This is a genomic window from Acetobacter sp. KSO5 (assembly GCF_044094635.1).
In the GTDB taxonomy this organism is placed as follows: domain Bacteria; phylum Pseudomonadota; class Alphaproteobacteria; order Acetobacterales; family Acetobacteraceae; genus Acetobacter; species Acetobacter cerevisiae.
The window spans coordinates 1,431,229-1,452,089 of the sequence record NZ_CP172014.1 but is presented as its reverse complement, the minus strand read 5'-3'; the positions used below and the strand labels follow the sequence as shown (position 1 = coordinate 1,452,089).

Below are 20,861 nucleotides of genomic sequence, written 5' to 3'. Positions count from 1 at the left end.
GAAAAAAAGCGGGCTGCCTGAGCAGTCCGCTTTTTTGTATGGCCTGTTGGGCGTGGTATCCTGTCCGAAACCACCATCCCGGACGCAGCGCAATTACCTGTCTGCCCAAAAGGTTCAGGCGACTTCTGCCGGGACCTTCTTAGTCAGTTTGACCAGATCCCGCAGCACACGCCGGGCCAGATCAATACGTTGAGCATTGGTCAGTTCCCGCACGACCGCCATTTTGTGGTCGGGACGCAGGCGGACAGCGCCATCTTTCCAGCGGCCCATCCACTGCACCAGCCCTGCGGGGTTTTTGAAGCTGTTATTGCGGAACTGGAGGACCATGCCTTTTGGTCCGGCTTCCAGACGCTCCACCCCTGCGGCGCGACACAGTCTTTTCAGATCAACAATATCCAGCAGGTTCTTCACCTCCGGCGGCAGCGTACCAAAGCGGTCTACCAGTTCGGCTTCCATCGCTTCCAGCTCAGCATCGGACGCCAGACCGCTGATACGACGATACAGACCAAGGCGCACAGGCAGATCGGGCACATAGGCATCCGGGATCAGCACAGGCAGGCCGACAATGATATTCGGCGTCCAGTCCCGATCTTCCGCACGGCGACGGCTCGTTTCATTACGGAGGTCGGCCACCGCATCTTCCAGCATCTGCTGATAGAGTTCGATCCCTACTTCCCGCACATGCCCGGATTGCTGATCCCCCAGCAGATTGCCTGCCCCACGCAAGTCCAGATCGTGCGAGGCCAGCGTAAAGCCTGCCCCCAGCGTATCCAGCGTCTGCATGACTTCCAGCCGCTTTTCAGCGGAGGTGGAGAGGGCGTGCGTTTGCGGCCAGGTCAGATAGGCATAACCACGCTGCTTACCGCGCCCCACACGCCCACGCAGCTGATAGAGCTGCCCGAGGCCAAACATATCGGCCCGGTGGATAATCAGCGTATTCACAGCGGGCATATCCAGCCCGCTTTCCACGATGTTGGTGGAGAGCAGGATGTCATATTTCCCATCCGAGAACTCGGTCATCACCCGTTCAAGTTCAGTCGGCGTCAGGCGGCCATGCGCCTGCACCACCTTGGCATCCGGCACGATGGAGCTCAGCCGCTCCGCCAGACGGTCCAGATCCTCAATACGCGGGGCCACGCAGAAAATCTGACCGCCACGGAAGCGTTCGCGCTGAATAGCTTCCCGAATCACGACACTATCAAACGGCATGATAAAGGTGCGCACCGCCAGACGGTCGGTTGGTGGTGTCGCAATCAGGCTCATCTCCCGCACGCCGGAGAGCGAGAGTTGCAGGGTGCGCGGCAGAGGTGTGGCGGACAGTGTGAGCACATGCACGTCTTCGCGCAGCGCTTTCAGCTTTTCCTTATGCCCCACACCAAAATGCTGTTCTTCATCAATAATCAGCAGATCAAGCGAGGCAAACTGCACCGTTTTAGCCAGCAGAGCGTGCGTACCGATCACGATATTAACGGAACCGTCCGCAAGACCTTTGCGCACGGCCGTTGCTTCCTTACCCGTCACCATGCGGGACAGTTGAGCGACCTTAATGGGGAAGCCTTCAAAGCGCGCGGCAAAGGTGCGGTAGTGCTGGCGCGCCAGCAGCGTGGTCGGCACCACAACCGCCACCTGTCCGCCGGACATGGCAGCAACAAAGGCCGCACGCAGTGCAACCTCCGTCTTACCAAAGCCCACATCGCCACACACAAGCCGATCCATCGGCCGGCCTGAGCCCATATCATCCAGCACATCGGCAATGGCGCGGGACTGATCATCTGTTTCCACAAACGGGAAGCGGGCACAGAACTCGTCCCACATCCCCTCCGCCGGAGCCAGAACCGGCGCTTCCTTCAGGGCACGCGCGGCAGCGGTACGAATCAGCTCTCCGGCCATATCGCGGATGCGCTGCTTCATCTTGGCCTTACGGCCCTGCCAGGCAACGCCGCCCAGCTTGTCCAGCGGCACACCAGCCTGATCTGAACCAAAGCGGCTCAGCAGTTCGATATTTTCAACCGGAAGATAGAGCTTCTCGCCCCCATCATAGAGCAGACGCAGGCAGTCATGCGGGGCCACGCCAACGCTGACCGTCTCCAGCCCGTCATACCGGCCAATCCCGTAATCCTGATGAACCACCAGATCACCGGCGGAAATTTCTCCAGCCTCGGCAATCAGTTCATCCGCGCGACGACGACGGCGTGGCGGGCGACCAATCCGTTCGCCCAGCAAATCCTGCTCAGATACAAAAGCCAGATCATCCGCAACGAAGCCGCGTTCCAGCCCCAGTGTCAGCAGACCAACGGAACCTGGCTTGGCTTTGCGGGCGGAAGCCCAGTCATCATAGCTCTGGGTGGCAACGCCGTGTTCACGCAGCAACGTGCCAATGCGCTCACGCGAGCCTTTGGTCCATGCTGTGACATACGTTTTGCGCTTAACCTGCCCCCAGTCCCGCACCTGCTCGCCCAGCAGTGTGAAAACCTGCTCGCGCTGGGCACCGGGCACAATCTTAGCAAACATCTTGCCGGGGCGGCCACCAACATCCATCCCCGCAGCACCATCAGGCTTGGCGTAGGGGCTGAAGGCGACCACAGGCAGACGGCTGAGAATCGCCTCCCAGCCTTTGGAATCCAGATACAGCAGATGTGGCGGCAGGGCGCGGTAGGGCGTTTCCCCTTCCCGCGCTGGCTGACGGCGGGCCTGATAATGATCAGCGATCATTTCCAGACGGTTTCTCAGCACGTCCTCGACCTGATAATCGAGCGAGACGGAGACATTCGGCAGATAGTCGAACAGCGTTTCCAGCCGCTCATGGAACAGCGGCAGCCAGTGCTCAATGCCCGGATAACGACGACCATCGGAAATATGCTCATAGAGCGGATCAGAGGCCGCAGCGGGGCCAAAAACATCACGCCAGCCCGTGCGGAAGCGGGAGATACTGGCCGCATCCAACGAAAATTCAGAGACAGGCCGCAGCGTCAGCGCATCCTGTTTGGAAGTAGACCGCTGGGAGCCGGGATCAAAAGCGCGGATATTCTCGACTTCATCGCCAAACAGATCCAGCCGGACCGGTTCAGCCGCCCCCGCGGGGAACAGGTCAAAGATGCCACCGCGCGAGGCAAACTCACCTGCTTCCATCACCGTATCGGTGCGGGTGTAACCATTGGCAATCAGCAGTTCGATCAGAAAAGCCTGATCGAGGCTCTCCCCCTGCTTGACCGTAAGAGACTGGCCTTCAAACGTGGAACGTGGGGAAACGCGCTGCACGGCAGCGGAAACAGTCGTCAGCACCAGACGTGGTCGACCGTCTGACGGTTCCAGCAGGCGCGTCAGGGTTGCAACGCGTTCCGCTACAATCGCGGGGTTGGGAGAAACGCGGTCATACGGCAGGCAGTCCCATGCCGGGAAACGCAGGGTTTCCACATCCTCCGCCACATAGGCCAGCATGTCTGCCAGCCGGGCTGTGGAGGCATCATCCCGCGCAATATGCAGGACGGGCCCTTTATGTTCTCTGGCCCTTTTGGCCAGCAAAAGCGCATCATACCCTTCAGGCACGCCCCAGATGGGCGCAATACGGCCCTCAGCGCTCGTCTCTTCCGTCATCCGGCTATCCCAACTCCTTTTGCGCGGCACGCATCAACCATTCGGCGTAACATGGGGGTCTCCCGCTCTGGCGGCAATGGCAGACGACCAAACAGCCAGTCCGTCAGGTCCGGGTCAGGGATTTCCAGAATGGCTTCCATGTCCGCAAGCTCCGCCGCGTTCATGGTATCGACGTTCTCTTCCACAAAGCCGCCAATCAGGGCGTCCGTCTCAAACGTGCCGCGATGCGAGGCGCGAAAACGCAGGCGACGACGCCGAGAGGCCAGAGCCTCTTCAGAATCCTGTTCGGGCGGAAGAGTGGTCGTTGAATTGTGTTGCATGGCGCTGGTGTCCTATAGCCTTGGCGTTCTCTTCTGTCAGCCTGCCAAACAGAGGCCTCTGTCGCGCCAGTGTCCAGCCCCCCGCCTATCACATCCGCTTCGGCGCCCGGTCCGTTTGACCGCTCCAGCCTGTCCGGCATGCTGGCGCCGCTGGAAACACTGCCGGGTGTCAGCACAGCGCGGGCAAAGCTGCTAAGCCGCATTGCAGGTGGTTCCCGGGTTCTGGACCTGTTGTTCTGCCTGCCGGAAAGCGTGGTAGACCGCCGTCTGCATCCCACTCTGGCGCAACTCAGGCCAGACACAATCGCAACCATCTCCGGCACCGTGCAGGACATCCGCTCCCCTGCCCCGCGCACCCGTCAGCCATGGCGGGTGACGCTGACAGATGGCACCGGCCAGCTGGAACTCGCTTTTTTCTCCAAATGGCAGGCCGAAAAGGTCGTGTTGGGCGAATCCATTGCCGCCTCAGGCAAGGTCGAACGGTTTGGTGAACGCCTGTGCATGACCTCACCTGACTATCTGCTCCCTGCACGCTCGGCAGACCGCATCCCCGGTCTGGACCCTGTCTGGCCGCTCACAGCAGGGCTGTTTGCCGGGAATGTCCGCTCAGCCATGACAGCGGCCCTCGCCCGTCTCCCCGCCACTCTGCCGGAATGGCATGAGTCCGCCCTCATCAAAAAGAAAGGCTGGCCAGATTTCATCACCGCGCTGACATGGATGCATTTCCCTGACCGCATTCCCGGCAGTGACGCCGGGGACGCATGGCGGGCGCAGCAAACACGCGCGCAGGCCCGGCTGGCCTGTGATGAACTGCTGGCTGACCAGCTTGCTACCCGCATTGCCCTGCACGCCTCCCGCGCCCGCCCGGGCCGTAGTCTGCGGGGTGACGGGCACTTGCAACGGCAGGCACTGGCTGCTTTTGGCCATACGCCGACCCCCGGCCAGAAAAAGGCTCTGGCTGAAATTGAAGCCGACATGGCCGCCCCCTACCGCATGAGTCGCTTGCTGCAGGGCGATGTGGGCGCAGGGAAAACACTGGTCGCCTTACTCGCCATGCTGCGTGCCGTAGAAGCTGGCACCCAAGGGGCGCTGATGGCCCCCACAGAAATTCTTGCCCGCCAGCATGCCGCCACCTTTGCGCGCCTCTCTCCTGTGCCCGTTGCGTTCCTCTCCAGTTCCGTCAAAGGCAAAGCCCGCAAGAAAGCTTTGCAGGAGATAGAAGACGGCACAGCACGACTGGTGATCGGCACGCACGCATTAGTGCAGGAGACCGTGAAGTTTGCGGACCTCGGGCTGGCGGTGATTGATGAACAGCATCGGTTTGGGGTGGAGCAGCGCCTGACGCTGGTGGAAAAGGGCCCGGCTACAGACATGCTGGTCATGACGGCGACGCCCATCCCCCGCACTCTGCTGATTACCCGCTTTGGGGATATGCAGATCAGCCGTCTGGACGGAAAACCTGCTGGCCGAAAGCCCGTGCGAACCTCTCTGCACACCATCAGCGTGATGGATGAGATCATTGAAGGGCTGGCCCGCGCTCTGACTAAAGGAGCACAGATCTTCTGGGTTTGCCCGCTCGTCTCGGAAAGTGAGGCGCTGGATATTGCCGCAGCAGAAGCCCGGCAGGCGGCCCTTCTGGAACGATTTGGCGAAGTCGTGGGGCTGGCGCACGGGCGGCAGGACGCCAATGTGCGTGAGGAAGCGCTTCAGGAATTCGCTCAGGGCAAAACCCGCATACTGGTTGCTACCACCGTCATTGAGGTGGGCGTGGACGTCCCAACAGCGACCATCATGGTGATAGAACATGCCGAGCGCTTCGGGCTGGCCCAGCTCCATCAGCTCCGCGGACGTGTGGGCCGAGGCTCGGCGGCGTCCTATTGCCTGATGCTACATGATGAAGGGCTGGGCCTGACTGCCCGCCGCCGGCTGACCTGCCTGCGCGAGACGGAAGATGGCTTCCTGATTGCAGATGAAGATTTCCGCCTGCGTGGTGGGGGCGACATGACGGGCCGCCGTCAGTCCGGCCTGCCGGAATACCGGATGGCCCCGGAAATTCTGGTGGATATGCTGCTGGAAACCGCCCACGCGGAGGCGGAAAAACTCCTGCCCGACACCGCACCGCTGACCGCCGCACCGCCCCTTCCGCTGGCAGCGAAAATTCTGCTGCTTTTGTTTAACAAAACTGACGCAGCCCGCATTTTTGCCGGAGGCTAAACGGCTGGGATTACGGCTGACCGCCTCCAACAACGGCAGCAAAACGACCGGGCGTCATACCCACATGCGTTTTGAAGACCTCTATGAAGCTACTCACCGTCTCATAGCCAAGGTCAAATGCAACGGTCGTCACGGGTTGCCCCTCCGTGAGCCATTCAATGGCCTGCAGGATGCGGGCGCGTGCTTGCCAGACCCGGAAGGAAAATCCGGTTTGCGCTTTATACCAACGGCTGAACGTCCGTTCTGAGAGAGACACCTGCTCCGCATAGGCGCTCATGCTCTCGCGGGCTGAAGGATTTTTCAAAATAGCTTCCGCCACAGCCAGCAAGCGGGGATCAGACGGCATAGGTAGACAGAATTCTTCGCGTGGGCTGTTGGTAATCTCATCAAGGATGACCTGCGCAACATGCGTCTGCTGCGCTGTCAAATGCTCTACCACCGGCCAGAGAGCAGCCCGCAGAACAGCTTCCCGCAGTAATGGGGAAGTTGAGAGGAGTTGCGGTCTGTCCGGTAAAGCCCGACATGCGGACTGGACAATATAGACGCTCCACCCGTGAAATGGCCCATAGGACCGAAACTCATGGGCCAGATATGGGGGCACCCACACAGCACTGGCCGGCGGCACAGCCCAGCGTCCTGCTGACGTGCTGAGCATTGAAAGGCCGGTCATCGTGCCAATCAGCTGACCCCGTGCATGCTGGTGCGCCGCCGTCTCCCGCGCACGCCGCCCCTGCGCAGACTGCGCGATAAGAAGGGGCTGATCCCTGCTCAGGACATCTAAAGGGAGAAATGCGTCAGAAATGGCAGCTAACCCGTATTGATTGGCGTAATCCCATTAACAGGCCACAGCCTGCATATGGCAAGACAGGATCTCCCTCACACCAGCAGGAGACCCAAATGGCCGCCCCCGCTTCCGAACAGATCATCCGCCAGATGTTTGCCACCTTTACGGATTTCAGTACCCGTCTGGATCAGTTGAAAGCTTTCCTGACGCCTGACTACCAGCAGATTGTGGATGGGCGCACACTGACGCTGGAGGATTTTCTCACACACGCCCAGGCCTTACGGGCGGCCCTTCAGTCACTTGAGATTACAATTGAACGGATCGTCTGTGAGGAGGATATGGCGGCGACGGTGCATGTCGCCCGTGCGATACGCCCCTCCGGCCATATCAGTACGATCAGGGTGATTGCGTTCTTTCAGATCAGGGAAGGCCGCATCGCACTGGTCGATGAACTCACGCATGTTCTTGAAGGGAACAGTGAGGATAAAACTCTCGGCTCCCTTCAATAAGCACGACTTTGCTCCGGCACCCACCGGAGCAAAATGCGCGAAGCTTTATTTCACTGAAAGCTCAACATCGTGCAGACAGGCTTTGTCATGCTCTCCCGGATGGCCCTCATGGAAAGGCTCATCCGTCAGCATCACGTTGCTCAGATCCGCAAGCCGCAGGCAGGCCCACTTGCCTGTGGGCTTGACCTCTTTCTCGTGGGAATCTTCCCCGCGATAGATCAGAACACGTTCTTCTCCATCCCCTTTACCCAGAGCGTGAGGCGAGCCAAATGCGGGCTTGCCCTGAAAAGAAAAGCTCACTGCTTTTTTCTGTTTAATGGCGTCGCTAAGCTGCTTTTTAACCGTCATGTGCGGTAATCCCCTTGTAAAAATAGTGCGCCTGCTGGCAGGCGGTGCTCATCAGATCAGACGGGTCTCAGGCAGAGAGTGTCTTCTTCCCCAGAGCAATAATTTCGTTTTCTTCCAGCCCTTCCGGATTATGGCGGGCCTTCTTGGCGACTTCCTTTTCAAACTCGGAAGCGTGTTCTCCACCCTTCAGCACATGATCTGCGAGCTGAATGATTTCTGTTTTTGTAAGGAGTTTGGGAGAATGTGTCGCTTTACGAGCCAGATCATGCAGAGAGCTGGAAGTATGCGGTGCTTTATCGTGAGACATGATGATTTCCTTAATTCGTCTACTTCTACAAAAGATAGGAACGAATAAGGAAATCTCAATGTTATAACAGATATTTACTTACAAGATATATACTGAAAACTTAGCATTTTCTTAAGGCGCAGCCTCCCCGGCCTCCGCCAGCCAGGCCTTCACCTGCCCTTCCGGGTCGGCATGCTGCGTGAAGTCGGACACAGCGGCGACACTGTCTGCCCCGGCATCCAGACACGGCCGCAGGCGTTCCAGCGTAATCCCGCCAATGGCGACCAGAGGCAGATCGCCAATCAGGCTTTTCCACTCTGTCAGGCGCTCTGTGCCCTGCGGGCCGAACGGCATTTTCTTCAGGCGGGTCGGCCAGATGGGGCCAAGAGCCACATAGTCCGGCTTACAGGCCAGCGCTCTCGTCAGCTCTTCATGGCTATGCGTGCTGATCCCCAGCCGGATACCGGCCTTACGAATGGCCTCAAGGTCCGCTGTATCCAGATCTTCCTGCCCGAGATGAAGGTAATCAATCCCCTCCGCCACAGCGATCTGCCAGTAATCATTCAGCACCAGACAGACACCATGCTTCTTTGCAAAAGCGTGGGCAGCCCGAATCTCCGCCAGCAGTTCGTCTTCCGGGAGGTCCTTGATGCGCAACTGGATAAAGCGCGCGCCCGCACTCCCAAGCCGGTCCACCCAGAGCGCGGTATCAACAACAGGATAAATTTTCTGCGGGAGGGATGTCATGCCAGCATGGCCTTTCCGACGACGGGGGTTGAAGGAACAGCCATATCGCGCTCTTCCATAGGGTCAGCCTGACGGGCCAGCATGCCGGCCTGCACGGCAAACCGGAACGCTTCAGCCATCACAGCTGGCTCTCCGGCTTTGGCTACCGCGGTGTTGATCAGCACCGCATCATACCCCAGCTCCAGCGCCTGTGCGGCATGAGAGGGCACACCGATACCCGCATCCACCACCAGCGGCACGTCCGGAAAATGTGCGCGCAGGGCGCGCAGACCGAAGACATTGTTCAACCCTTTACCGGAGCCGATGGGCGCGCCCCAGGGCATCAGCACTTCACATCCCACAGCCAGCAGGCGCTCGGCGACCACCAGATCTTCTGTGGTATATGGGAAAACCTTGAAGCCATCGTCCGTCAGAATGCGCGCGGCTTCAACCAGCCCGAACACGTCCGGCTGGAGCGTATCCAGTTCCCCGATCACTTCCAGCTTGACCCAGTCTGTGCCGAACACTTCGCGCGCCATATGCGCGGTGGTGACGGCTTCCTTGACGGTGTGGCACCCGGCCGTGTTCGGCAGAACGGGCACACCGAGTTCCTGAATAAGATCCCAGAACGCCTGCCCGGCCCGTTCTCCCGCGGATTCACGCCGCAGAGAGACCGTCACGACACCCGGCTGAGCCGCCTTGACCGCATCACGCAGAATATCAGGGGATGGATACTGGGCTGTACCCAGCATGAGCGGCGAAGACAGAACTGTGCCGTAAAAAGATTTTGTCATGAGGCCTCAGCCTCCCTGCATGGGAGCAACAATTTCAATCCGCGCACCATCCCGCAAGACGGTCCGGGCACGGTAAGGCACCGGCACAAAGCTGCCATCCATAGCTGTAGCAATCCGCGCACCGCCGTAGCCGAGCTCATCAATCAGGGCTGCCAGCGTCCTGGCTGACACCTCATGAACCTCGTCATTGACCACGATCTGCATGTGGGCGTTCTCCCCTTAAACCTCTGCTGCCGGACTTAAGCACGATTTCCCTTCGGGGCAATCGTGTTCAGGCGGCCTTGTCCGGCGCTCCAAAAATCATGTTCGCCGCTTCCTGCGCCCGCGCGGGAGAAAGCAGGAAACCGTGGCGATACATGCCGTTCACATAAATATGCTGCCCATCCTGCACGACGGTGGGCATGTTATCCGGGTAGGACGGTCGGAGCCCGGTGCCCATTTCCAGAATTTCCGCTTCGGCAAAACCCGGATGCAGCGTCCACACGGCATTCAGCAGTTCGGTCATGGAACGCACCGTCATCCCGCCTGCGTTTTCGCTTTCAATCATGGTGGCCCCGACCATGAAGACATGGTCAGCCCGCGGCACGATGTAAATGGGAATACGAGGATGCAGCATCCGCACCGGGCGGTGCAGCGCAACATCCGGGCAACGGAGCAGAATCATCTCACCCCGCACGCCACGCAGCGTTGTGAGCCTGGTGCGGGCATTCAGGCCGGTGCAGTCCACCACCCAGTCAAACTCGGCCTCATCCGGCGCCTGAGCACCTTCCAGCAGAACGGTGCCACCTTTGGCTTCCAGACTTTGCCGCAAGGCAACCAGAGCCTTGCGAGGATCGACATGGCCTTCATCGGCAAAAAAGAGGGCTTTATGGAAACGGCCCGCCAGATCTGGCTCCAGCAGAGCAATGTCTTCCGTGCCAAGCGTGTGAAAATGTGAAGTGCGCCGCCCGAACCGGGCGATCTCCCCCACATCCCGCGGTGGGGCCAGAACCAGACTGCCTGCCCGCACCACGTCAGGCACATGAGCTGCCCACCACTCCACCGAATCAACAGACTGCGCCGTCACCTCTGCGGGAGCCGATTCCGCCTCACACCACGGGGCCAGCATGCCACCAGCCATCCATGATGCCCCGGCACCAACACGCCCTCCGGCATCATAAAGCGTAACCTGCCCGCCGCGCTCGGCCAGCGTGACAGAGGCCGTCATACCGGCAACACCGGCTCCTTTGACCAGAATGCGCGGAGTGCTGTGCATGGTCTTCAAATCCTTCCATGTCCACCCGGCCACTCCCGCCGGATTTTCATGTTATAACAACAGAGTAGCCGGAAGCGCTAGAAGAGGCGCGCGATAAGCACCACTAGCAGACAGCATTCCGTAACAGCCGTCACAATCCACCGCAGGCCCATATAGCCACTCGGCAAAGCGCCCCTGCGCCACCCCTGCCGCTCCAGCAAGGCGAGGACCGGAACCGCGACGGCCAGAATCGCAACACCTGCCACGGGCATCCACGCAAACGCCGTATAGGCCGCTACCCAGCCGACAAAAGCGGGCACCACGCCCAGCACAAGCCGGATGATATCCGTCCGGTCTGCCCCGCTGGTCACAATCGCGGGTGCAGGCTCAAGCGCCAGCCCCCAGTGCACCGCCCCGAAAAAGGCGAGAGACACCGCGCAGTAAGACACAAACGCCATCATCAGATTGGGGGTGGGCACACCGGAGGCAAAAAACACAATCCCACACGCACAGAGAATCAGGGGCAGAAGCCCCGCGATTGCCAGCACCACAGCGACAAATGGAAGTCTCTTCATGAGCTTTTGGTGTGCCTCCTCTGCACGCTTTCAGGCCTTGAACTGGTTGACAGAAAAGCCCAACAGGCTGCCACTAGCAACTGCAAGGAAACGCGCGCAGCCGTGTTTCGTTGAAGCAAAAAGAAAAACAACGCATCTCGGCCAGCCCAAATTGCCTGAGCCTGAAACGGGAATGAAAAATTATGAGTGCCATTGTCGATATCATCGCGCGTGAAATTCTGGACAGCCGCGGAAACCCGACAGTTGAAGTGGATGTTGAACTGGCCTCAGGCGCTAAAGGGCGGGCTGCCGTGCCGTCTGGTGCTTCTACCGGCGCTCATGAAGCCGTTGAACTGCGCGACAAGGACCCCAAGCGCTTTGGTGGCAAGGGCGTTCTGCAGGCCATCGAAAATATTGAAAATGAAATCCTGCCGACACTTCAGGGTGCCGAATCGTCCGACCAGATTGATATCGACAATGCGATGATTGATCTGGACGGCACCCCCAACAAGAGCCGCATGGGGGCTAACGCGATTCTGGGCGTGTCTCTGGCCATCGCCAAAGCCACGGCTGCCGAGCTGCATGTGCCGCTGTATCGCTACATTGGGGGTGTGTTTGCCCATACTCTGCCCGTACCGATGATGAATATCGTCAATGGCGGCGAACATGCCGACAACCCGATTGATATTCAGGAATTCATGATCCAGCCGGTGGGTGCGCCGACAGAATCCGATGCCATTCGCTGGGGTGCGGAAATTTTCGCTCACCTCAAGAAAGACCTTCAGGCCGCTGGCCACAACACCAACGTCGGCGATGAAGGTGGCTTTGCTCCTGCCCTGAAATCGGCTGACGAAGCGCTGGGCTTTATTACCCGCGCCGTGGAATCCGCAGGCTACCGTCCCGGCGAAGACGTGACCTTTGCGCTGGATTGCGCCTCCACCGAGTTCTTCCGTGATGGCAAATACATCATGAAGGGTGAAGGCAAGACGTTTGATTCGGGCGAGATGGTCAGCTGGCTGGCAGACCTGACGAGCCGTTACCCCATCGCCTCCATTGAAGATGGTCTGGCGGAAGATGACTGGGAAGGCTGGGCTCTGCTGACAGAGACGCTTGGCAAGAAAATTCAGCTGGTTGGCGATGATCTGTTCGTCACCAATCCCGAGCGCCTGCGTCGCGGCATCAAGGCCGGTGTCGGCAATTCCATTCTGGTGAAGGTCAACCAGATCGGCACTCTGACGGAAACGCTGGAAGCGATCGAAGTCGCGCACAAGGCAGGCTACACGGCGGTCATGAGCCATCGTTCCGGTGAGACAGAAGATTCTACCATTGCGGATCTGGCTGTTGCCACCAACTGCGGGCAGATCAAAACCGGCTCCCTGTCCCGGTCCGACAGAACTGCAAAATACAACCAGCTCATTCGCATTGAGCAGGAACTGGCTACAGCAGCACAGTATGCAGGCCGTTCCATTCTGAAGTCCTGAGCAACAGGCCTACCTCTGCAGGCCCAAGCCTTTCAGAGCCGTGTTCTTCGGAGCACGGCTTTTTTATGCCCTTCTCCACCGAGGTCTCTTCCTGTGCAGATATTCATGGTTTAGACATAAAGATCTGATCAAAATGTCATTTTCCGGGACAGAGGGACGTTAAAATCGTGCAAATCGGCCGCTTTATCAGACGTGCAGTGCGCGCCATTGTTCCGCCCACCGTTTTTCTGGGCATTGCGGTCTATTTTGGCTGGAACGCCACGCAGGGTGACCACGGCATGAAGGCCTATCAGACCCAGCTGGTGCTGCTTGATCAGGCCAAACAGGCGCAACAGGATGCCACGGCAGAGCAGATCGCCTGGCGGCGGCGCGTGAACGGCCTGCGGGAACAGTCTCTGGATAATGACACGCTGGATGAACGCGCCCGCGCGATGCTCAATCTGGCTGACAAGAACGATATTGTCGTGCCGTATGACCGGCATGATCCGCTTTACTAAACGCCGTAAACGCTAACGACCGGCTATCGGGCAAACCGCAACGCGCGATAGCCCCGGCAGTATGACCCGTTACGCTCGAACCCCGCAGATCCGTCTGGCGGGGTTTTTCTTTATGCACTCGGCACAACAACCATAAAAAAAAGCGGCCCCGGATGGAGCCGCTTTTTTATAATCTCTTCCCTCAGAAAGACGAGATTATTTGATTTTCGCTTCGCGGAACACGACGTGCTTGCGTGCAACGGGATCGTACTTCTTCAGTTCCATCTTGCCGGTGTGGGCACGGGCGTTCTTCTTGGTGACGTAGAAGTAACCGGTGTCCGCCGTGGAAACGAGACGGATTTTGATAACATTGGTCTTGGCCATAGCTTCCTCAGCAGAGCATCGTTAAACCCGGCACCACGCCAGAAACGTGGTCGGGTGGTGTTCAAGTGCCGGCAAAATGCGCATACAAGAGCCAAACGTCAAGCATTCTTGCATCATTCAGGCGTGGGAATAGCCGAAAGGAGTAAAAAAACATGCTGGATGTGGCTGTTGCGCGCGCCCGAATCCTTGAAAAATTCTCAGCCGGGGGCTCGGAAACCGTCTCTCTGGCCGATGGATGTGGCCGGGTGCTGGCATCCCCGCTCACAGCGCGCCTCTCCAATCCGCCTGTCTCCATCTCCTCCATGGATGGCTATGCTCTCAAGGCTGAGGACGCGCAGGATGGCGCCACACTGCGCATTGTGGGCGAAGCCCCCGCAGGACACCCATCCTGCCTGACCGTGGAGAAAGGCACCTGCCTGCGGCTGTTTACCGGCAGCCAGATCCCCGCAGGCGCCGATATGGTCATGATTCAGGAAAATGTGCGGCGTGAGGGCGACCATGCAACGCTGCTCAGCGCCGGGCGCGTGGGCCAGTTCATCCGCAAAGAGGGGCAGGATTTCCGCAAAGGCGACATTCTGGTTCCGGCAGGCAAAAAAATCGGGCCGCGCGATATCGGGCTGGCAGCGGCTGGCGGGCATATCTGGCTCCCCGTCTCGCGCCGTCCGCGCATTGGCGTTCTGGCCACGGGTGATGAAATTGTGCTGCCCGGAGACCCGGCTTCTCCAGACTCCATCGTTAATTCCGGCGCGTTCATGATTACCGCCCTGCTCAAATCTCTGGGGGCGGACGCGATCCTGCTCCCTGTTGCACGGGATAATGCCGAGTCTCTCTCTGCCGCCATCGGGCAGGCGCATACGCTGGATCTGCTGGTGACCATCGGCGGGGCCAGCGTAGGCACGTATGACGTCGTGCGCAGCACGCTGGAGGCTCACGGTCTGGCGCTGGATTTCTGGAAAATCGCCATGCGCCCGGGCAGACCGCTGATGTTCGGCCAGCTGGGCCACACGCCCGTTATCGGCCTGCCGGGCAATCCGGTCGCGGCGCTGGTGTGTAGTCTGGTGTTTGTAGCCCCTGCCCTGCGCAAGCTGCTCGGCCAGCCCGTGCCGGACAAGATGGAAACGGAATCCGCCGTGCTGGGCGCGGATATTGGCGAGAATGACCAGCGGCAGGATTTTGTGCGTTGCCGCCTCACGCCGCAGGCTGATGGACAACTTCCACTGGCAACACCCTTCAGTTCACAGGATTCGGCTCAGCTGAATATTTTCGCCCAAAGTCAGGCGCTCCTGATTCGCGCGCCCTTCGCACCAGCCGAGAAAGCCGGCGCGCCCTGCCGTATTCTTCGCCTGCCCTGAGAGCTTCAGAACGACATGCTGGAATGCAGGCCAAAAATGGCTTCGTCTTTCACCCTGCGACCTGCGGTATCCAGTACACCGCCGCTGGGTGAAAGCATCCCCTGAAGATCAGGCTGGATGAGGAGCCAGGGTGTCGCCTGAAACTGATAAGTCAGTTCCAGATGATATTCGGCGTGCTGCGCCAGCGTGCCCGCACGCCGTTCTGACCGCCGCAAAACCGGGCTGGCCTCGCCATAGCCGAACCCAAGCCCCAGAACATCGTTTGCGCACTGGAATGGCGCGTTCAACAAAAATCCGGCGTCTACCGCATTCACAATCTGGTTGCGGTTAGCGGGCGGTGCCCATGTGGCGCGCACAAAGCCCGCAACCGTCTGCTTACCTGCGAGATTAGCCAGAACCTGATCAGCCACGGCGTAAAACGTCCAGTTGCCTTTATGGCGAACAGTTGGGTCAGCCTGATCCGGAAAGCGGCCGGTATCTCCGTAACCACCCAGCTTATAGGTTCCGTCCTTCCCCCAGAGCTGCGTGTGATATTGCGCTTCCAGAAACATCAGCGCCCCGGTGCCAAAATGGAATCGGGTGCCGCTGGGGTCCTGATTCTGGTTCCACGGGTCAGCGTCATTCAGAAAACCAGCGCCAATCGGGTTATCATCCGCAACGGCGGCCAGAACCGTCCAGCTTTTGGAAAGCTTGTATTTGACCCGCACGGCAGGCGTGCCCAGCGGTGACGCCGGCCCCTGATCATACAGGTTGTTATCCGGCACCATGGGCCAGGAGAATGAGGCATTCATGAACTGCATCGCGCCATCACTCCCCATGAAGTCATGACTGAGATCAAGCTTCCCAATCCGCATATCCAGCCGGTCATGGTCAAAGGTCTGGCCATACCAGACCTCATAGAGACGCAGGTTGATATCCGCCTCAATCCCGGAGACCTGATTGAACACATAAAGCGGCTGGTTGCTGAAGGGATGACCGCGAATATCCACCCCACTGATGCCAATGGTGCCGAGCGGCAGATGCGTCAGGCGCCCAAGATCCACAGAAAGCTGGCCGGTGGTCACGCCAATGTAGTTATTGGACGGCTGGCTCCCCCCGACAGGCACAGCCCACAACTCGTTCTGGTCCGTCAGCTGAAAATCCACCCCATGTTCCGCCAGCGTGCGACGTACACCGCCCCAGTCCCGCGTCAGGCGGTCTGCGAAGCTGAACGCATTCGCATCGGGAGCAGTCGCCTGCGCCGCAGCCTGAGACACACTCAGGCTGAAACAGGCACAAAACGCTGCCGGAACCGTGATAATTTTCCTAAACACCGAACCTTTTCAATATGTTATAGAACCGCATACAAAGGCGGCATCAGGGATTTCGGACCGATGATCACCGGCCCCGCTTAAATAGCCAGACTGAAAGCACAGGCCCCAACGGGCCTTCTGCAGGAACCTTTACAGACACCACAAAAAATACAGAAGTGCTTTTGGCTGGGGTGAATAACCCCTTGACTAAAAAAGAGAACTTATATAGAACAAACCCCTATAAATACAAAAACACTCATCTGCTCCGGGGTGCCGCAATGCTGACGCGCAAACAGCACAAACTGCTGCTTTTTATTGATTCTCACCTCAAGCAGACGGGTTTCTCTCCTTCTTTCGACGAGATGAAAGAGGCCATGGGCCTGCGCTCCAAATCCGGCATTCATCGCCTGATTTCCGGCCTGGAAGAACGCGGATTTCTGCGCCGCCATCACCATCGGGCCCGCGCACTGGAAGTCATCCATCTCCCGGAAATGGCGCCTGCCTCCGAAACGCTGCCCACCAATGTTGTGCGTGGTGATTTCTCCCGCCAGCAGCCCGCCGCGCTGAAAATCCCGCTTTATGGGCGCATTGCCGCTGGTCTGCCGATTGAAGCCATGGCCGAAACGGATACCTTTCTGGACATCCCGAAAGATATGGTGAGCTCAGGCGACTATTACGCGCTGGAAGTCACCGGGGATTCCATGATTGAGGCCGGGATTCTGGACGGCGATCACGTCATCATCCGTCGCACAGAAGATGCCGAGAACGGACAGATTGTTGTCGCACTCATTGATAATAGCGAAGTCACGCTCAAACGCCTGCGCCGCAAGGGCAACACCATTGCGCTGGAACCCGCCAACCCGCGCTATGAAACGCGCATTGTGCCAGCCGAACGCCTGCATATTCAGGGTCGACTGGCCGGACTGATCCGCCGCTACCATTGACGCCAGAGGAAAGACGGAGCGTGATTTTGAAAGGTCACGCGTCCGCCCGGTTGAGGCTTCTCCATTCAGGCGCAGAAACCCCATCTATCAAGGCCGGGTAGAAACGTCAGACTTTCTCTGAAACGCCCTTACGCCCCACTTGCATTGCTTCAGACACATCGTCCCATGCGGGAATCAGACGGCTCAGTGCGGCAACGGTCTCCGCAGTCACGGTCTCCTGCTGGGGCAATTCTGCCAGAATGCGCACCTGCCCTTTTTCCTGAATGGTCTTGCTGTTCTCCAGGTTGAGCGGGCCGCTCAGCACCACCCCGGCAATGGCCAGACCACGGGCACGCAACGCTTCCAGACTAAGCAGCGTATGGTTCAGTGTTCCCAGCCCGCTTCGGGCGACAAGCACCACCGGCAAACCCCAGCGTTCAGCCAGATCAACCATCATCAGCGTATCGGTCGCAGGCACCATCAGGCCTCCTGCCCCTTCCACCACGAGCGGACGCTGTGGATCCTCTAAAGGCAAAGCCAGACGTGCGGGGTCAATCTCCGCACCTTCGGCCCTGGCAGCCGCCAGAGGAGACAGAGAGGCCTGATACGCCCCGGCTGACGGAAAGCAGTCCTCCGGCAGGCAACTGCTCAGCTTTATAACCGTGCTGGTATCGCCTTCTTCATCCGCCAGTCCGCTTTGCAACGGCTTCCAGTAGGCTGCTTTCCACGCATGAACGAGGCAGGCAGATGTCAGCGTCTTGCCCACGCCGGTATCTGTTCCGGTGACAAACACTCCGGCGCGTTGAGGCTTTTGAAAACAGGCATAGGCCAGATGCCATGTCACCATAGCTCCGGCCTGATCAAAGCGTGCCAGAACCCGACGCAATTCGGCGGGAGAGAAAGCCTTTCCGTCTTCACGCGGTACGGAAGCCCCCGTGTCCTTCAAATGCTTTACAAAAGCCAGTCCATTTTCAAAGGGCTGAACGCACCGCTCTGTTGTCCATTTCCCGGCGCACAGGCCGGGTTGCCAGTCCCGCACAGTCCTAGCTGCCGGGTAATCCGGTGTTGCCGCCATCAGCCCTTCTGCGGTGCAGGCCTGTCGCCATTCTTCAAAGGTGCCATCCAGCAAAGTGGAGACGGCAATCACACCACCGGGGGCCAGCTGGTCCGCCAGCGTTTGCAAGGCTACTGAGGGTTCAGCCAGCCACTGAAAAACCAGATTGCCGCAAATCAGGTCGAACGCTCCTGCCACATCGGGTCGGGCCGCATCCATCACGCAAAACTGCACGCCGTCCCCGACTCGCTTGCGGGCGCGTTCCAGCATACGGGTCGCAACATCCGTTGCGACCAGTTCCGCCTCAGGCCATGCCTCATGCAGCATGTGCGTGAGAAAGCCCGTACCGCACCCAACTTCCAGAATGCGTCGGGGTGCCCGGCCAGCCAGTCGCGCCCGGAGACCATCAAACAGACGCCGCGCCGCCACACGTTGCAGCACAGCGGCGGCATCATACCCCTCCGCAGCATCAAAACTTTGCTGAATGCGAGCCTGTCGGGCCTGGGCAGAACGGTCGGTCATGAGTTTTCCAGATTTTGTGACATCATGCACCGAACAGCCTCGGCACAGACATGTGGATGTGTCAGCGGGAGCATGTGCCCGCCCTCAGATTCCCATTCAACCGGCACACCCGGCGGGAAAGAGGCCTGCGTCATGTCCGGACTGACAATCGGATCAAGCTCCCCAGCCAGAACCTTTACGGTCCCGGGCACCTCAGCCAAACGAGCCAGCGCAGGCCTTGCGTCCAGCGTCATCAGTTCCGTCAGACCGTCCTGCAGGGCTGGCACACAAAGAGCATTTGGCGTAACCGGCCCTACGCCACAGCGAGCGCGAAAATTATTGACCACCTGAACTGCATCGCGCTGCAGGCCTGTCTGCATGCGGGTCAGCATACGCTGAGGCACGCCCTGCGAAAAACCCTCTTCGGCAGCAAAACGCCCGAACGCATTGATGCCTAGAAAGCGTGTCCCTTTTGGCCAGCCCCCACGAGAGAGAAGCCAGAGAAAACCCAGAGAATGACCAACGGCGAGCGCGGGCTGTGGTCCACGCAGCACAGCGTCCAGCCGCTGCTGTGTGTCGCTCTGCGAGGCTCCGAAATAGCCCAGATCCAGCACACAGGCTGAAGGCTGATCAAGCGCCTCCAGCACCGGCTCCCAGATATCCGGCCCGCAACCCCAGCCATGCACAAAAACAAGCTGGGGCCCGATCATGCAAATCCCATTGCTGCGCACTGCGACACAGCATCCTTGAGCACCTGCGCCAGCTGGTCCACCTGCGCCTCTGTATGGTTTCCGTGCAGCACCACCCGCAGACGACAGCCACCCGGTGGCACCGTAGGCGGACGAATAGCAATCGCCAGAAAACCAGCGTCTTCCACCATGCGAGAGAGTGTCAGAGCTGTGCGTTCACTCCCCACCACAACCGGCACAATCTGAGTAGAAGACGGCCCCGTTTCCAACCCGGCCCGCCACATATGCTGCCGGAACCGCTCCGCCAGTCCTGCAACACGGTCTCGCGTTGCGTCCAAATCTGGCAGCAGATCAAGTGCTGCATCCACCGCGCCCAGCACCAGTGGAGACGGCGCTGTGGAATAGATATAACCCGAGCCTTTGTTCACCAGCCAGCGACATACGACGGATGATGAGGCGATAAACGCGCCCATTCCGCCCAGAGCCTTACTGAACGTGCCGATAATCAGGTCCGCCTGCCCGTCCGCCAGACCTTTGCCGTCCGCCCCCAGAATGCCAGTGGCATGTGCCTCATCCACGCACAAAAACGCGCCATACTGGCGAGCCAGCGCACCCAGAGCCGCCATGTCAACCCTGTCTCCATCCATACTGAAGACGCTTTCTGTCAGGATGATTTTCAGGCCGGGGCCAGCCGCTTTTTGCAGCAGGCTTTCAAGATGCTCCATGTCATTGTGCCGGAAGCGCACAGGCCGCACGCCAGCCGCTGCACAGCCATGATACAGACTGGCATGGATGAACTTATCGGCAATCAGCGTGGGCGCGGCACCCGTCGCCGCCAGCGAGAGCTGAGCGAGAGCGGGCACCAGAGTCGCATTCGCCTGCCAGCCGGAGGAGAACATGCAGGCCGCCTCCATCCCTTTCAGGGCCGCCAGCCGCGCTTCCAGCGCGACCATACCAGGGGCTGTGCCTGTCACTAGCCGGGACGCCCCGGAGCCGGACCCATAGCGCTCCGCCCAGGCAAGCGCCCGCTCACGCAAAAGCGGGTGCGCCCGCAGGCCGAGATAGTCATTGGAGGAAAAATCAACCAGAACGGTGCCGTCTCCTCTCTCCAGCAGCCCATCGGCTCTGGGTTGAAGACTGCGCGGCGTGCGAAGACGCCCCTGTTCGGCCAGTTCCTCCAGCCCATGCTGGAAAAGATGATCAAACCGCGTCATGAAGCGAGTGGTGCCGGAGCCGGGACCGCCGGTCAATCACCTAAGCAGGAGTTCTCGCGCAATGTCCGCCCCCCAGAATCCCCTTGCGGCCTCCCGCACAGCCTCTTCTCAGCACTCAGAGCAGGCCGCCAC

The 20,861-nt window shown here is 59.4% G+C and carries 21 protein-coding genes; 6 read left to right on the top strand and 15 right to left on the bottom strand.

Annotated elements, in window-relative coordinates:
• Positions 1-114 precede the first annotated feature (114 nt).
• A complete protein-coding gene (gene mfd / locus ACHQGU_RS06565; RefSeq protein WP_395496253.1) occupies positions 115-3,594 on the bottom strand; it encodes a transcription-repair coupling factor in 3,480 nt (1,159 codons plus the stop codon).
• The gene (locus ACHQGU_RS06560) at positions 3,591-3,914 is read right to left on the bottom strand and encodes a succinate dehydrogenase assembly factor 2 (protein ID WP_395496252.1); all 324 of its coding nucleotides are present in this window, start codon (positions 3,912-3,914) and stop codon (positions 3,591-3,593) included. Before ACHQGU_RS06560 ends, mfd begins: the two co-directional genes overlap by 4 nt.
• A gap of 69 nt (positions 3,915-3,983) precedes the next feature.
• Here ACHQGU_RS06560 and recG point away from each other — a divergent pair, with 69 nt between their 5' ends.
• On the top strand, positions 3,984-6,128 hold the full coding sequence (recG, locus tag ACHQGU_RS06555) for an ATP-dependent DNA helicase RecG (protein ID WP_395496251.1): 2,145 nt from the start codon (positions 3,984-3,986) through the stop codon (positions 6,126-6,128).
• 10 nt (positions 6,129-6,138) lie between these two features.
• On the opposite strand, the gene ACHQGU_RS06550 is transcribed toward recG, so the two are convergent.
• Positions 6,139-6,798: an AraC family transcriptional regulator gene (locus ACHQGU_RS06550; protein WP_395496250.1), complete on the bottom strand. Its 660-nt coding sequence runs from the start codon at positions 6,796-6,798 to the stop codon at positions 6,139-6,141.
• 227 nt (positions 6,799-7,025) lie between these two features.
• On the opposite strand from ACHQGU_RS06550, the gene ACHQGU_RS06545 reads away from it, so the two are divergent.
• Entirely contained in the window at positions 7,026-7,421 is a 396-nt protein-coding gene (locus ACHQGU_RS06545) for a nuclear transport factor 2 family protein (protein ID WP_395496249.1), read from the top strand.
• A gap of 45 nt (positions 7,422-7,466) precedes the next feature.
• Here the strand turns inward: ACHQGU_RS06545 and ACHQGU_RS06540 are convergent, their stop codons facing one another.
• The 7 genes from ACHQGU_RS06540 to ACHQGU_RS06510 form a co-directional block, all read right to left on the bottom strand.
• Complete coding sequence (locus ACHQGU_RS06540) at positions 7,467-7,769, bottom strand: hypothetical protein (RefSeq protein WP_062140106.1); 303 nt, start codon at positions 7,767-7,769, stop codon at positions 7,467-7,469.
• Between the two features lie 67 nt (positions 7,770-7,836).
• On the bottom strand, positions 7,837-8,076 hold the full coding sequence (locus ACHQGU_RS06535; RefSeq protein WP_395496248.1) for a hypothetical protein: 240 nt from the start codon (positions 8,074-8,076) through the stop codon (positions 7,837-7,839).
• A gap of 111 nt (positions 8,077-8,187) precedes the next feature.
• Complete coding sequence (locus ACHQGU_RS06530) at positions 8,188-8,802, bottom strand: thiamine phosphate synthase (RefSeq protein WP_395496247.1); 615 nt, start codon at positions 8,800-8,802, stop codon at positions 8,188-8,190.
• Entirely contained in the window at positions 8,799-9,575 is a 777-nt protein-coding gene (locus ACHQGU_RS06525) for a thiazole synthase (protein WP_062272725.1), read from the bottom strand. The genes ACHQGU_RS06530 and ACHQGU_RS06525 overlap by 4 nt, the downstream gene beginning before the upstream one ends.
• A gap of 6 nt (positions 9,576-9,581) precedes the next feature.
• A complete protein-coding gene (thiS, locus tag ACHQGU_RS06520) occupies positions 9,582-9,779 on the bottom strand; it encodes a sulfur carrier protein ThiS (RefSeq protein WP_062140095.1) in 198 nt (65 codons plus the stop codon).
• A gap of 67 nt (positions 9,780-9,846) precedes the next feature.
• Positions 9,847-10,830: an FAD-dependent oxidoreductase gene (locus ACHQGU_RS06515; protein WP_395496246.1), complete on the bottom strand. Its 984-nt coding sequence runs from the start codon at positions 10,828-10,830 to the stop codon at positions 9,847-9,849.
• A 77-nt stretch (positions 10,831-10,907) separates the two neighbouring features.
• Positions 10,908-11,384 (bottom strand): DUF3429 domain-containing protein, encoded by a 477-nt coding sequence (locus ACHQGU_RS06510; protein WP_062272719.1) that lies wholly within the window; start codon positions 11,382-11,384, stop codon positions 10,908-10,910.
• Positions 11,385-11,566: 182 nt separating this feature from the next.
• Between ACHQGU_RS06510 and eno the strand changes: the two genes are divergently transcribed.
• Both eno and ACHQGU_RS06500 read left to right on the top strand, forming a co-directional pair.
• A complete protein-coding gene (eno, locus tag ACHQGU_RS06505) occupies positions 11,567-12,844 on the top strand; it encodes a phosphopyruvate hydratase (RefSeq protein ID WP_062272717.1) in 1,278 nt (425 codons plus the stop codon).
• Between the two features lie 167 nt (positions 12,845-13,011).
• Entirely contained in the window at positions 13,012-13,341 is a 330-nt protein-coding gene (locus ACHQGU_RS06500; protein ID WP_253553350.1) for a septum formation initiator family protein, read from the top strand.
• 195 nt (positions 13,342-13,536) lie between these two features.
• Here ACHQGU_RS06500 and rpmG read toward each other — a convergent pair whose 3' ends face one another.
• Positions 13,537-13,704, bottom strand: a complete 168-nt coding sequence (gene rpmG, locus ACHQGU_RS06495) for a 50S ribosomal protein L33 (protein WP_003623017.1) — start codon at positions 13,702-13,704, stop codon at positions 13,537-13,539.
• A gap of 152 nt (positions 13,705-13,856) precedes the next feature.
• On the opposite strand from rpmG, the gene glp reads away from it, so the two are divergent.
• Positions 13,857-15,056, top strand: a complete 1,200-nt coding sequence (glp, locus tag ACHQGU_RS06490; RefSeq protein ID WP_395496245.1) for a gephyrin-like molybdotransferase Glp — start codon at positions 13,857-13,859, stop codon at positions 15,054-15,056.
• Between the two features lie 5 nt (positions 15,057-15,061).
• Here the strand turns inward: glp and ACHQGU_RS06485 are convergent, their stop codons facing one another.
• Positions 15,062-16,369: a carbohydrate porin gene (locus tag ACHQGU_RS06485; RefSeq protein WP_395496243.1), complete on the bottom strand. Its 1,308-nt coding sequence runs from the start codon at positions 16,367-16,369 to the stop codon at positions 15,062-15,064.
• Positions 16,370-16,626: 257 nt separating this feature from the next.
• Here ACHQGU_RS06485 and lexA point away from each other — a divergent pair, with 257 nt between their 5' ends.
• Positions 16,627-17,292 (top strand): transcriptional repressor LexA, encoded by a 666-nt coding sequence (gene lexA / locus ACHQGU_RS06480; RefSeq protein WP_043552469.1) that lies wholly within the window; start codon positions 16,627-16,629, stop codon positions 17,290-17,292.
• Positions 17,293-17,398: 106 nt separating this feature from the next.
• On the opposite strand, the gene bioD is transcribed toward lexA, so the two are convergent.
• From bioD to ACHQGU_RS06465, 3 genes are read right to left on the bottom strand one after another with little or no spacing between them, the layout of a single operon-like run.
• A complete protein-coding gene (gene bioD / locus ACHQGU_RS06475; RefSeq protein WP_395496240.1) occupies positions 17,399-18,847 on the bottom strand; it encodes a dethiobiotin synthase in 1,449 nt (482 codons plus the stop codon).
• Positions 18,844-19,536 (bottom strand): alpha/beta fold hydrolase, encoded by a 693-nt coding sequence (locus ACHQGU_RS06470; protein ID WP_395496238.1) that lies wholly within the window; start codon positions 19,534-19,536, stop codon positions 18,844-18,846. Before ACHQGU_RS06470 ends, bioD begins: the two co-directional genes overlap by 4 nt.
• Positions 19,533-20,729 carry an aminotransferase class I/II-fold pyridoxal phosphate-dependent enzyme gene (locus tag ACHQGU_RS06465; RefSeq protein WP_395496236.1) on the bottom strand — a complete coding sequence of 399 codons (1,197 nt, stop codon included), beginning with the start codon at positions 20,727-20,729 and terminating at the stop codon, positions 19,533-19,535. Before ACHQGU_RS06465 ends, ACHQGU_RS06470 begins: the two co-directional genes overlap by 4 nt.
• Positions 20,730-20,861 lie beyond the last annotated feature (132 nt).